At 40.2% G+C, this 12,266-nt stretch carries 11 protein-coding genes; 7 read left to right on the forward strand and 4 right to left on the reverse strand.

The genetic code is table 11. The annotated features are described in order from the left end of the window. Nucleotides 1-515 precede the first annotated feature (515 nt). The 7 genes from MYF79_RS24135 (at nt 516) to MYF79_RS24160 (ending at nt 7,505) form a co-directional block, all read left to right on the forward strand. Entirely contained in the window at nt 516-1,445 is a 930-nt protein-coding gene (locus MYF79_RS24135; RefSeq protein ID WP_247810386.1) for a hypothetical protein, read from the forward strand. Nucleotides 1,446-1,465: 20 nt separating this feature from the next. Continuing rightward, entirely contained in the window at nt 1,466-2,263 is a 798-nt protein-coding gene (locus MYF79_RS24140) for a hypothetical protein (RefSeq protein WP_247810387.1), read from the forward strand. Next, entirely contained in the window at nt 2,260-3,531 is a 1,272-nt protein-coding gene (locus MYF79_RS24145; protein WP_247810388.1) for a hypothetical protein, read from the forward strand. The genes MYF79_RS24140 and MYF79_RS24145 overlap by 4 nt, the downstream gene beginning before the upstream one ends. Next, on the forward strand, nt 3,528-6,137 hold the full coding sequence (locus tag MYF79_RS24150; RefSeq protein WP_247810389.1) for a lanthionine synthetase LanC family protein: 2,610 nt from the start codon (nt 3,528-3,530) through the stop codon (nt 6,135-6,137). Before MYF79_RS24145 ends, MYF79_RS24150 begins: the two co-directional genes overlap by 4 nt. 8 nt (nt 6,138-6,145) lie before the next feature. Then, nucleotides 6,146-6,595, forward strand: a complete 450-nt coding sequence (locus MYF79_RS32540) for a MauE/DoxX family redox-associated membrane protein (protein ID WP_410688329.1) — start codon at nt 6,146-6,148, stop codon at nt 6,593-6,595. Nucleotides 6,596-6,827: 232 nt separating this feature from the next. Beyond that, nucleotides 6,828-7,088, forward strand: a complete 261-nt coding sequence (locus MYF79_RS24155; protein WP_247810390.1) for a hypothetical protein — start codon at nt 6,828-6,830, stop codon at nt 7,086-7,088. Between the two features lie 63 nt (nt 7,089-7,151). Continuing rightward, nucleotides 7,152-7,505: a hypothetical protein gene (locus tag MYF79_RS24160; RefSeq protein ID WP_247810391.1), complete on the forward strand. Its 354-nt coding sequence runs from the start codon at nt 7,152-7,154 to the stop codon at nt 7,503-7,505. 11 nt (nt 7,506-7,516) lie between these two features. On the opposite strand, the gene tnpC is transcribed toward MYF79_RS24160, so the two are convergent. The 4 genes from tnpC to MYF79_RS24180 form a co-directional block, all read right to left on the reverse strand. Next, the gene (gene tnpC / locus MYF79_RS24165; protein WP_247810392.1) at nt 7,517-9,316 is read right to left on the reverse strand and encodes an IS66 family transposase; all 1,800 of its coding nucleotides are present in this window, start codon (nt 9,314-9,316) and stop codon (nt 7,517-7,519) included. Between the two features lie 92 nt (nt 9,317-9,408). Beyond that, a complete protein-coding gene (tnpB, locus tag MYF79_RS24170; RefSeq protein ID WP_247810393.1) occupies nt 9,409-9,753 on the reverse strand; it encodes an IS66 family insertion sequence element accessory protein TnpB in 345 nt (114 codons plus the stop codon). Continuing rightward, nucleotides 9,750-10,064, reverse strand: a complete 315-nt coding sequence (tnpA, locus tag MYF79_RS24175) for an IS66 family insertion sequence element accessory protein TnpA (RefSeq protein WP_247810394.1) — start codon at nt 10,062-10,064, stop codon at nt 9,750-9,752. Before tnpA ends, tnpB begins: the two co-directional genes overlap by 4 nt. A gap of 706 nt (nt 10,065-10,770) precedes the next feature. Then, nucleotides 10,771-12,261, reverse strand: a complete 1,491-nt coding sequence (locus MYF79_RS24180) for a peroxiredoxin family protein (protein WP_247810395.1) — start codon at nt 12,259-12,261, stop codon at nt 10,771-10,773. Nucleotides 12,262-12,266 lie beyond the last annotated feature (5 nt).

Below are 12,266 nucleotides of genomic sequence, written 5' to 3' on the forward strand. Positions count from 1 at the left end.
TGGCAATTTTGCTTTTCACTGTCATAGAATTCTTCCTGTTTAAACTTTGTTATCCTTTTCCGGATTTTTTCTCGGACAGTTATAGTTACATTTTCGCGGCATTTGCCAACATGGACATTAATATCTGGCCAGTCGGATACTCGAAATTCTTACGATTTTTTCACATGCTGACATCATCTGCTGTAGCTTTGGTATGGTTTCAATTCCTGTTCTTTGAATGCTGCTGCCTGCTGTTATATTTTACCATTGACTACTTGTTTGGGCTAAGAAAGATCTATAAGCAGATTCTAACGGCATTTCTCTTCTCCAACCCATTATTCCTGTATCTGGCCAACTACGTTTCCAGCGATACATTATTTCTTTCCTTAAGCATACTTTGGATCGTGCAGTTAGTATACATTTTAAATCGACCCAGGTGGTACCATGTTCCGCTACAGGCGATCCTATTGTTTCTGTGCTTCACTGTAAGATTTAACGCGATGGTTTACCCTTTGATTGCTGCTTTAATTTTTACCATGTCCAAATTCAAAACTATATGGAAGTTCGCAGGGATTCTTGCAGGGCCGGCGCTTATCATACCATTTGTTATTCACTCAAGAACAGTAGCCAAGCAATTAACCGGCTCCCCACAGTTTCCGATGCTCTCTGGCTGGCAATGGGCCAACAACGCGCTCTATATGCGAGGATATATTACTGTGGCGCCCGGAACATGGACAACACCTGAGTTACGGGAATTAGACCAGATATCCGAGACTTTCTTTCAATCCACCCCGCCCGAGAAAAGGAACCTGAGCGCATATGTTGCCAATTATTTTATTAGAAAACCAAAAGCGCCCCTAAAGGTTTACATGGACCGACATGTGCATACAACGAACTTCTACCAGTACCTGTTGGGATGGGGAAAGGTCTCCCCTCTTTTCGGGAAATACGGCCTTACACTGATCAAACAGCATCCAGGTGCCTTTCTCCGGTACTTTGTAGCAATAAATACAAAAAATTACTTCTACCCTCCGCTGGAAGTGCTTTCCCTATACAACCTGGGAAAATCGCAGATTTATCCTTTCGCGGTAGATTGGTTCCAATTAGAAACCAATCAGGCAAAATCAATTTCCAAACACCTGCAGGGAGTCGTGCTGTTGATATTCCCGCTGCTATTCTTACTACTAAATATCTTCTATACAACCACGCTATTGCTCTTTAAAGTAAAGCGAGCAATGGCACTATTACCCAGGTCTTCATTAGCTGTGAGCTTGCTGCTGTTATTGAACTTCTGTTTTAGCATCTCGGCTAATATCATTGTAATAAGATATCAAATATTCCCTATGATGCTACTACTGTCTTTCGGATTAATAAATACAGAGATACTGTTAAAAATGAAGCAAAGCTATGGTGACAGGCAATACCCATCGAGAGCGGCGCCATCTCAACAGTTGATTATTCAGTAATATTCAACAAAATTTTTACCATGAACGCAAATCTCTATAAACTACTGGCAACTGGCTTTTACCAAGGCCCAAAATACATAGAATCTGTATTGGATAGAATGGCAGGAGAAGTGATGGCTACAAGTGACATGTCATATGAAGTTTATGAGGCCTATTTGAATACGTTGACAGCAGCCAAAGAAAAAATGATAAAATACAACACGGCTACTTACAATTTTTTACTTGCTTATCTGCATTTACAAGCCGGCAATATATGTAATAAAGAAAGCGATCGGTATCATCATTTTGGTATGGCCATTGATGGATTCAAAACATACATTCATAACTCGCGCAAAAGCGATGAATCCCTGTACATTTCGTATTGGAAACTCGCTGATCTTCTGGATCGCCTAAATACGCCCTGGCCAAGAATAGAAGAATTATTACTTCAAGCTTTCCAGGTATGTCCCTCTCGCGCCGAATCGTTACGGGACATCATTGTGCATTATTATAATGAGGATAATCCGAGGGCAGCATTTGTCTTCAGTTCGTACTGCAGTGATTATTTATATGGAAAACAGCCGAAAACCGACAATAAGTGGTATGTAGATGATTCCTTCTACCAATGGAAAGTGCTCTATTATCATGTTCCTATTTCACTATCCATCGGAAAACTGGTGGAAGCCAAACAGTGGTACGAAAAACTGATTACCTGTATTAAAAGGTGTCCCAGTTCGATTAATACAGAAGAAATTACCAGGATAAAAGGTTATGAACGGTATTTCAATATTCAAAAGCAGGCATCATCACATTCACCACTTGAAGTTATAATATCATGAAAAAGTTGGCGCTCAACTTCATTTGCAAAAATGAAAGTCATATAATTGAAACAATGCTGAGCTCAGCCTTGCCGATTACCGACCTGATCGTAGCCGTTGATACGGGTTCAACAGATAACACTATAGCAATCATAAAAAGCTGGGGGAATGTTCATGCAATTCCGACGTACGTATTCGAGCGGTCTTTCGACGATTTTGCCAGCTCACGGAATTTTGCCCTGGACAAGCTACTTGAAGTAGTAGAACACCTCTGTTGGAACAAGCAGGATATCTGGGGATTTTGGTTTGACTGCGATGAGGAAATGAAGTTTGTGGGAGATTTCAATAAAGACGAGATTAATGATGACCTATATTTTGTAACCGGCTTATCTGAAGATATGGCATTTTCAAAGCAACTATTCTTCAACCTCTCAAAGCCGTTTCATTGGGAAGGACCTGTGCATGAATACCTCCAGTGTACCAGCGAGCAAGTTACAGTATCTCATTGCAACAATATTATCATGAACTATGAAATGAAAGGCGCCAGTTGGAAAACTGACATAGAAAAAAAGTATCTCTTCTATGTTGAAAAACTGAAGGAATACATTGCCAGAGGACACAGGACCTATCGGTGGTTATTATACCTGGCCGATAGTTACTACGCCGCGGCTATTAACTGCAAAGACCCGGTGCGGGAAAGACAATGGCATTTGCTGGCTCAGAAATCTTATTTAGAAGTCGCTGGTTTAGAGGGGATCGAGCGGTATGAACAATGCCGGCTATACAACCATATAGCAGCCAACCAAATGGATCTAAATGAACCGTGGCCGTTAATCAAGGTCAATCTTTTAAAGGCATTTCGTGCAGATAAAAGGTTTGCAGAGCCTATAGAAACGATTATTGAATTCTATATAAATATGAGGCAGTGGAACATAGCCTTCATTTACAGCAAATTTGCAGTAACCCAGTTCCACGGGCGACGTCCTCATGGGCCGGGTGTAGCGGATGTGAAACCTTCGCTGTATCAATGGAGGCTTTTGTATTACCACTATACAATACTCATGCAAATTAAAAGGTTCTCCGAGGCTAAAGCTGTATATAAAGCCATAAAACAGAATCAAATTGAGCATCCGGACAATTTTTCCGAGAAGGACGTTCAAATGATATTTGTGAACTCTGCTTTTATTATACAATTCCGATCAAAAATTGAACTCAGTAAGAAGTGGATTAAAAGCGTAATTCAAAAAGCATCTAAACCAATTCCATTGTATCTAATACCAGAAGTATGATCACCGATAATGACAATATCATTATTAGCAACCTTCGGATCGAGCGAGAGTATAGCGCCCTTGGATATACTGAAATTCTAGAGAAGTTTCGGCTCCGCTTTGCGGAAGATGAAAAGTTTCTGAAAGTGAATCAGCGTCCACACAAAGGAGGTTGGGTTCTGTACATGTCAGTAGTAGTGACTGAGATAGAAGCATTGTTGGTACAGATCGTTCCATACCTGGCCAAAACCAATTTATCCTTTGATGTTGCAAAATCTCCTGCAATAGTCCGCGCCCTATTTGCTGGCTTTTATGGATATGATATGATCGGAAAAATCATCACTATTTACCCTGATGAAAATGACATTTGCCAACTGGCCGCGACCTTAATTAAGCTTACCAGTGGATTTAGAGGACCTATTATTCCAACAGCATTCCACATAAAAGGTCTCGTGCATGCCAATATAGTAGACAACAGCAAGGAAAGCAACGTATCAACAAATGGTATGGATACAGCCGCCACTGATTGTATCAATGTACCTGGCGTTCTGGTGGCCCGGCAACTTACATGGCCGTTTATTTCCATTACTGCGCCTCCAGCCATTAAGAAACAGAAAATATTAGCCAAAAGGTACCTAATTGATAAAATTTTAAAAAACGACGCTAAGGGACGGGTGATGAAGGTCCTGGATCTCAGGTCACTTAGATACCGAGTGGTTAAGGAAGGAATAAAATACATGTCCTATGATTACGCCGGCAGAGACGTTACGGACAGACTCCTCTGGCAATTTGAGATGCACAAGCGACTATCCCAAATTATTCCCGCTCCGGATGCTTACGCTCTTTTTGAAGAATCCGGAAATTATTACCTGGTGATTGATTTTAAAAAGGGTATGCCATTGAGCCAGTATATTGATGAAAGCTATGCTTTAGGCCATTGTTCAACCTTGCCATCAGACGTGTGGGAAAACATATTAAATGCTTTAAAGTCAATCCTGCTGTTGTTGATTAAGCTTCACTCTAACGGCTACATATTCAGGGATGTGAATCCAAGAAACTTTCTTATTGACAGACCTCACTGCGTCACGTGTACTGACTTTGAGTTGACTTATCATATTGATACGGGTAAACCATCTCCTCCTTTTGAACTTGGAACGCCTGGTTATATGTCGCCCGAACAAAATGAAGGTGCTACGCCGACAGTACAGCAGGACATTTATGGCGTCGGAGGGCTGATGGTCCGGTGTTTGACCGGAATATCACCTATGGCATTTGATCTGGACAATATAGATGCACTACGGAAACAACTCAGCTTTCACATGGGCCCCAACCAGGCGAGCCTGGTAAGTCAATGCTTCTCCCCGGTTGCTGAACACCGGCCAACGCTATCCGGTATCGCTGCCGCTGTGAATACATGGCCGAATAATTACTTTAGCCCGGCGATGTTTAACATGGGTAAACCAAATCCTGAACAAGTGAGATCAGTTATTCAGCATGCTATTGCGGGATTGACCAGTAGAAAAGTAGTGAATTCTGAAAAGTTGTGGGTTTCAAAATCTAGTGATGCAGCCGGTATCCATCCAAATGAAGTTGCTGAAACCGTAATATCACCAGACCTCTACCAGGGCATTGGAGGGATTATTTACCTCTTAATGGATGCGAAAAGTCTAGGATTTGATCTCTCTCCATGCAAAGGTGTACTGGAAGCTAATTTCAATTACCTTTTCAATCACTATGTAAATAATACTCAAATAGCAAATACCGGATTGTTTTATGGAATGGAGGGGAATGCATTATTGGCATTGAAGGCAATCAATCTCCAATGGGTTACCTCAACTCCTGAAATTTTAAAGGCAATACGAAGATCCACAGGGCTGTTATTGCCTGAGCTTAATTTAGAAACCGGTTCGGCTGGCATAGGAATAATACTAATTGAAGTTTGTAAAATCTTCCAGGAAGATTGGCCGAGACAAGCGCTGGATAGCATTATTCACCGAATTTTAGAACAACAATGCAAAGATGGCTCCTGGCGCCTCAATTCTACGACTGGCTCAATTCCTAAGGATATCGATTTTAGTTTTTTTACTGGAGTTTCCGGAATCATATATTTTTTGCTGAAGGCATATCAGTATAAGAAAAGTGACACCATCATTCTAAGTGCGATGAGAGGTTTAGAATATCTTATAAAGAGTGAACGACGGCGCAGATCCCGACAAATAAAAGCCCCCTGGATCAGAGCGGGAATTGCAGGGGCAGCAATTCCTTTCTTACAGGCATATGGTATTACCCAGGAAACCAAGCTCCGAAAACATGTAGAAAAATTGCTCAGGAAAATTCCCAATAGACTGAATGCAGCAAACCTGGGGTTCTCTAGCGGTCTTGCCGGTGTTGGGGAAGTGTATTTGCAAGCAGCAAATGTGGCCAGCTCACAAGAATGGATGGAGAGAGCTGACTGGATCACCAATTATGTACTACACAGAGCCATCCATGATTCTGGAGAAGGCCTGCTTTGGGCGACTGACACAAGCGGTGTTTTTACCGGAAGTCTTATGACAGGCAATGGCGCTATAATTCATTATCTGTTAAGATACCTTAGACCTGATAAAATAACCTATCCCATATTTTAACCATTTTTATGAAAAAAGATATCATTGTCACCTTACTTGGGGCCGTAATCGTACTAACCTTTCTTTACACAGCGTCCGATAAGCTTATTAAGTTTAATGACTATACTGAAATTATGGGGAGACAGCCTCTCCCAGCATGGTCCAAGCCCATACTCATTTGGGGCATTCCTTCGTCCGAATTTATTGTTTCTATGCTATTGTTCATCCCTAAAACCCGAAGATTGGGATTTGTGGGAGCCACAATATTGATGATTCTATTTACTGGCTACATAGGATTGGCGTTAATACACGCATTCAAGTATGTACCCTGTATTTGCGGAGGAATATTTCGAAATATGAGTTGGGAAAATCACTTTCTCATCAACGTAGCACTGTTGGCGATTGCAGCCTCCGGCTGGTTCTTCAATAATAGATCAACCGAAATTGCCAAAACTAGGAGAAACCATAGGCAAGTGTGACATTCTTTACACTTGCGTTAGAACCGCAATAGATAATGTCTGCCCCCAAATTAATTCACGGGCATATTAATATCCGAAATTCCATCCGGGAGTGCATCTTCTCTCCTGTTGCTATGTATTCATCTGGAGAAAAGTATGCGCTCACTGTAAAAATATTTCATGCGCAAGAAGTCAGGTTAACTGTCGAATCCTGATAAAATCGACAATTCTTTAAAAAATTAAATTAGGGTTTATGAAAAAGTTACAACTGGGTATTATGGCAATCGCTTCACTTACTGGCGTCGGAATAGCTTCATCTGGATTCACCGCCAAGCATAAATTTGCTACAATTACGGTTTATGCTTATAAAAATGGTAGTACATTTAGTTACTACACTCAAACTGCCAGTCTTCCACTAGGTGCCGTATGTGGTGGGACTACGGACCCAACATGTGTAAACCTCCAACGTGCCCCGTCTTTTTACTATCGACATTTCACCAGTAATATCTCGTGATATTCCGTTTTTCATTTTAGCGTGATTTTGTCGATATTTGGTTTACAACCAAATAGTTCCGTTATGTTAACGTTCTCCCCGCCCGATAGATTGACTGTAGGCCAGGCGCTGGCTAAATTGAGAGCAATCTATCAACCCGACAACACCGCTTTTTCACAGGCCCTGCGTACTTCCTATACGACATACTTGAAAACAGAACGGGATCAAAGAGAACTGAGCTTTTTAATGGCATTGAAGATCTGTAAATTTTACAAGATCGATATTCACGATTTGGTCGTCATGCTCAGTGATGAAGAACTTGATAGAAGAGATCAATCTGTTATTAGGGCCCAGGAGAAACGCGACAGGAAGAAGGCGGAGGCAGAAAGTGCAAAAGTGATAGATCTCGCTACCGGCAAAATAAAGCAAGGGATATAATCGGATATCTGTCAGACAGCCGATTTATGTGTGGTGTTGGACGATTTCCAGTTCTGGGGCAAAAGTTCCAGATACTTGTCTTTAGGGTGATCAGTAATTCTTCGCAGCACATCATCCAACCATTTTACAGGATTGACACCTTGTAGACGGCAAGTAGCCAGCAGACTGTAAATAATAGCAGCGCGTTTACCTGCCAGATGAGAACCCGCAAACATGTGGTTATGCCTGCCTAATGCCAGTGGTCGTATTTGTGCTTCCAGTAAATTGTTGTCAGCCTCTAACATTCCATCAGTTGTATAGATCATCAGTGCGTCAAAGCGGGTAAGTGCGTAAGTAATAGCTTTATGCATCGGAGTCCCCGGTATAGTACCAGGAGCTTGTTGTTCCAGCCACTGACGCATTGCTAATAGTACCGGAACGGATTCGGCCTGTCTCTTTTCAGTGATCTGATCATAATCCAGGTTCAATGCTTTACATGCTGCTTCGATGGCATATAAAGGTTTAAAGAAGTTATCTAAAGCATATCCCGCACGGCTGGAGTCATAATTCAGGGCTTGCGTAAAATATCTTCTCACATGCACAAGACATTGTTGATGGATGACACCTGGCTGTTTACCATAGCTGGTATACACCCCATAACCATCTGTCAGCAAGTATCCCCGATACCCTGACAATATTTTCGCAATATCCTTTTTACCTCTTCCTTCCTGATAGGTAAAACCAGCTATGCGCTGAACAGGGGACATTATTGCCCACATCCAGCCTAAATGTGATTTCTTACCCTTCTTGCGGGTGTCATCCAAAACCTTGTAACAACTCTCATCAAAATGAAGATGCCTGCTGCTTAATATTTCCTTAAGAAGTAAATGCCATAATGGTTCCAGTATATCGCAGACCCTATTCGTAAAATAGGATAGCGTGCTATAAGATAGCGTGATCCCATACTGGACAAAACGTCTCTGCTGTCGCCATACAGGCATATGATAAAGGAACTTGTCAATCAATAGCATTACCAGAACACTAATGTCTACTTTACATCTGGGGATAGGATGTTTTGGTAGCGGAGCTACGAACTGTTTAGCATACAAGCCATCTTCACAAGAAGCTATGTAAACAGGTCTCCTGGTAACTTTGACGTACCACCGTAGCGGACTACAAGCCAACTGCCGCTGTTCTTCTATTCGCAAAAGTCTGGCGCCAACAGGCAGATTTTCTACGTCCAGGACAATAATCTCTTCTTCCAACCCTTCAGGAAGATCATGTCGACCACCTCTTTTCTTTGGGGCAATGGTAATACTGGTCCTGATATGAGCGGCTACTAGTTTTCTACTGTTTATGTGACATACACCCCAGTCATCAACGTCCAGGGATAATTTGCCTTGTATCACATCTACCGACATGGGGAGTTCGTTGCTGGTATGACGTTTCTCACTTTTTATCCCATAGATCCATTTCTTTACTATACGCAACTCATGCCGAAGCATATCTAGCTTACTTAACTCTTTATTCTGTTCGTCTAAGTGTTGCTGCTGTGTAGATATCTGTTTATGCTGGTTGGTGATCAGTTGATCATACTGAGATAATTGTTCGACTTGTTGTAGGATTGTTTGCTGATAGCTGGCAAGTTGCAGATCCTTATCGCATAAATACTGATGCTGTCTGATGATCAATTGGTCCTGCTCTCTGAGTAAGTTATCAGTAGTCTCACGATCCTGCTGCAGGAGCAATATTTGCTCCTGTAATAGTACAATTACCTGATCCTTTCCATCAGAGATAGCAGCTTTGTTGTATGTTTCGTGAGATTGTTTCATCAGACACTACCAATAACAGCGAAGGCAGATCTTTGTTCGATCTACCTTCACTGTTAAACAAAAATAATTTGCGCACTGAGATTAATAAAAGATTAAGTGTATTGACGATACTTATGGAAAGATAATCCTTTAAGAATAGATAATAAGTCACTGGCATTTAATGCAACTGCGTTGTTACCTCCTTCCTGCATCAAAAGATCGAACCTCCCCTTATCTAACTTACGATACAGCATCGTAAAACCATTGTGTTCATGCAAGAGTATCTTCATGTGAGTCTTGTCTTTGTTGAGGAATACAAATATGTCATTATCTGTGATAGTCATGTGCATCTCATTTATCACGATTCCGCAAAGTCCTGCAAAACTTTTACGCATATCAGCACTGCCTCCATATAAAAAATACCTATACCGGTCTGTAAACAATATTATGTTGCTCATGCCAGTAACGATTTGAGATAATCAGGGCCAACTGGCTGGTAAAGACAAATATCTCCCACTTTGGCAAATAATCGTTCTTCCGGTAAATCTCTAGCGGGAAGTGAAGAAATGATTTCTATAAATCCTTCTGAAGGAGCTGTTTTTATGGGTGGATATTTCTTTCGCCAATTGTAAAAGGTGGCATCGCTTATATTATGAAGTTCGCAAAAGTCCTTAACTCTCATTCCTCCCTTATCAAACATATCCATCAAGCCACTGATTTCACTCTCCGTGCGACGCATTTTAACCGGTTTGTTTAATTTGCTGCTCATAGTTTTTTTTAGCAGCAAAATTAATGGGCAGAACACCTATGACCTATGTGGGGCAGGTTGTTGGTTTACCAACATGTACATTTACCACAACACTATCCATTGCAAGACTGAATGATGCAACTGCCAGTCCCAATTATACAACGAACTTCCCAGCAGAAATAACAGGGGCAGGGCAACACCCCTATGTTAACTATCTGAGTCCTGGTAAAATTTGGAAGTAATAACAACAATGAGGGTAGCTGATATCATCGGCTATCCTCCTATCTCGCGCAACATAACTTTTCAAAATATTTTTTTTATGCGGAAACTACATTTGACGGTTATGGCTATCACCTCTGTCGTAAGTATTGGCATTGTCCTGACTGGATTTTCTTCCACTCATAAGTTTACGACAATCACCGTTTATGCTTACAGAAGCCTGAATGGAGTTTACAGCTACTATTCTTCAAAATCGACCTTACCATTATTTTCTACCTGCGTCTTTGGCTTTTTTTACGAAGTATGCACCTTTACTACAACTTTATCAATCGCTAGGCTAAATGACGCATCAAGCAATCCGAACTATACGATAGTTTTTCCATCAGAAAACACCACTTGTCATCCGTACGTTAATTTTTTGAGCAATACAGGCAGGATATATAAGAACTAGACGCAGAGTAAAGATTTTTTCAAGGTTTGCCGACTTTCCAATCTATGTAATTATAAGTCACAAATTATTATGAATTAGCTCATTCAAATGAGCACCGTTGTCAACGTATGGAATAATTGGACTTCCAATTAAGCGGCCATTCTTATTAATTAGGATTAATGTCGGGAATCCATTCACTTTATACTTACTTGCAACATTGTGGAATGTATCAGCATAAGCCTTATCAATTAAATTGATGTCGATTTGGGAAGTATATACTTCATCCATGACTAACCTCCTCCATAATTTTTTATTTTGGGTCCCACTTGGTGAAAAAATTCCTATTACAACAAAGTCCTTGTGTAAATACTGTTTACTGATGCTATCAATTATAGAATGATTTCTCCTGCAGGCCCCACATGGATGGCAATAGAAATCGAGTAACACAACCTTACCTTTAAAATCTGTTAAACGAACTCTTTCTCCATGAATATTCTCTGAAGAAAAATTAAAGGCTTTTTTGCCGGGGATTAATAAGTCACAATAGTCGACTAAAATATTTTTTACCGAATCAGAATCTACAAAGCCACTTTTAATAGCATCTTTAACACACTTTTCAATGTTTTCTCCGTCCTCGCTATCTAGGTTATGTTTTTGAACAAGGTTTAGAATTGCCCATTCTCTAGCCGGCCCACTAAGTTTTCGCGTTATGTACTGATAGCAATTTTTGAAATTTATTCTTGTTTTTCGGCTATAACATGAATCGAACTCATACTGGCTAGTTAAGAAGTCAGCATACATAATAGATTGCCTTGCTATTAAGGTCGTTTTGAAATATTCGCTTACTGATTCATTCCATATCGGGTTTTTATAATTGAATTTTGATATTGAGTCATAGTGATTTAAGCTTATTATTTCAATATTTTTTTTCCGCTGACATCTATCAATAATAAAACTTTTGATTACCATGAAAACACTATCAGATATTTCATTCTTATATTCATCTAATACATTTAGACTTAATAACGAAATAGAGTCAAGATAGTGGATGTAATTGGTTTTACTTAATGAACGTTGCGATGTGGAGGAAAATAAAATTTGATTTAACCGATGTTGACATTTATATTTTTCAGATTTGTTTCCACTGAAATTAAACATGCCGTTATTATAAATTATTTTTATGGAATCCCCAGGCTCTATAAAAAAAGGGAGAGTGAATGCTATATTCTCAGAAATGTAGCAGTCGATCTCGGCATATCTGAGGCCAACGGGATAAATTTTAGAGAAATGGATACTGTACATACCGTTGCCAGAGTTAGCAGCTTTTTCATCAATTACCTTATTTCGATTTTCATTGTGCTCCCGTCTGGAATCTGCAAAGTATTCGAAATCTCGCATGAAAAGTTGAGCATGGGAAGAACTGCTTAGATTATTACCTTCAATACTAATCGTAGCATATGTTGTAGAATCTTGGCTAAGGGCGTTTAATTTTGGAGCTGTGCTACTTAATAGGAGAAATGGAATACTTGAGCAAAAGTATAACTTTATTGAACTTTTAAAATTTTTCATAAAAT

This window comes from Chitinophaga filiformis, from assembly GCF_023100805.1.
In the GTDB taxonomy this organism is placed as follows: Bacteria; Bacteroidota; Bacteroidia; order Chitinophagales; family Chitinophagaceae; genus Chitinophaga; species Chitinophaga filiformis_B.

Excerpts from the sequence above, each read along its gene's own strand:
- MYF79_RS24150 (WP_247810389.1), top strand. The coding sequence starts at position 3,528 with ATGATCACCGATAATGACAATATCATTATTAGCAACCTTCGGATCGAG.
- MYF79_RS32540 (WP_410688329.1), top strand. The coding sequence starts at position 6,146 with ATGAAAAAAGATATCATTGTCACCTTACTTGGGGCCGTAATCGTACTA.
- MYF79_RS24135 (WP_247810386.1), top strand. The coding sequence starts at position 516 with ATGTCCAAATTCAAAACTATATGGAAGTTCGCAGGGATTCTTGCAGGG.
- MYF79_RS24140 (WP_247810387.1), top strand. The coding sequence starts at position 1,466 with ATGAACGCAAATCTCTATAAACTACTGGCAACTGGCTTTTACCAAGGC.
- MYF79_RS24160 (WP_247810391.1), top strand. The coding sequence starts at position 7,152 with ATGTTAACGTTCTCCCCGCCCGATAGATTGACTGTAGGCCAGGCGCTG.
- MYF79_RS24145 (WP_247810388.1), top strand. The coding sequence starts at position 2,260 with ATGAAAAAGTTGGCGCTCAACTTCATTTGCAAAAATGAAAGTCATATA.
- tnpB (WP_247810393.1), bottom strand. The coding sequence starts at position 9,753 with ATGAGCAACATAATATTGTTTACAGACCGGTATAGGTATTTTTTATAT.
- MYF79_RS24180 (WP_247810395.1), bottom strand. The coding sequence starts at position 12,261 with ATGAAAAATTTTAAAAGTTCAATAAAGTTATACTTTTGCTCAAGTATT.
- MYF79_RS24155 (WP_247810390.1), top strand. The coding sequence starts at position 6,828 with ATGAAAAAGTTACAACTGGGTATTATGGCAATCGCTTCACTTACTGGC.
- tnpC (WP_247810392.1), bottom strand. The coding sequence starts at position 9,316 with ATGAAACAATCTCACGAAACATACAACAAAGCTGCTATCTCTGATGGA.
- tnpA (WP_247810394.1), bottom strand. The coding sequence starts at position 10,064 with ATGAGCAGCAAATTAAACAAACCGGTTAAAATGCGTCGCACGGAGAGT.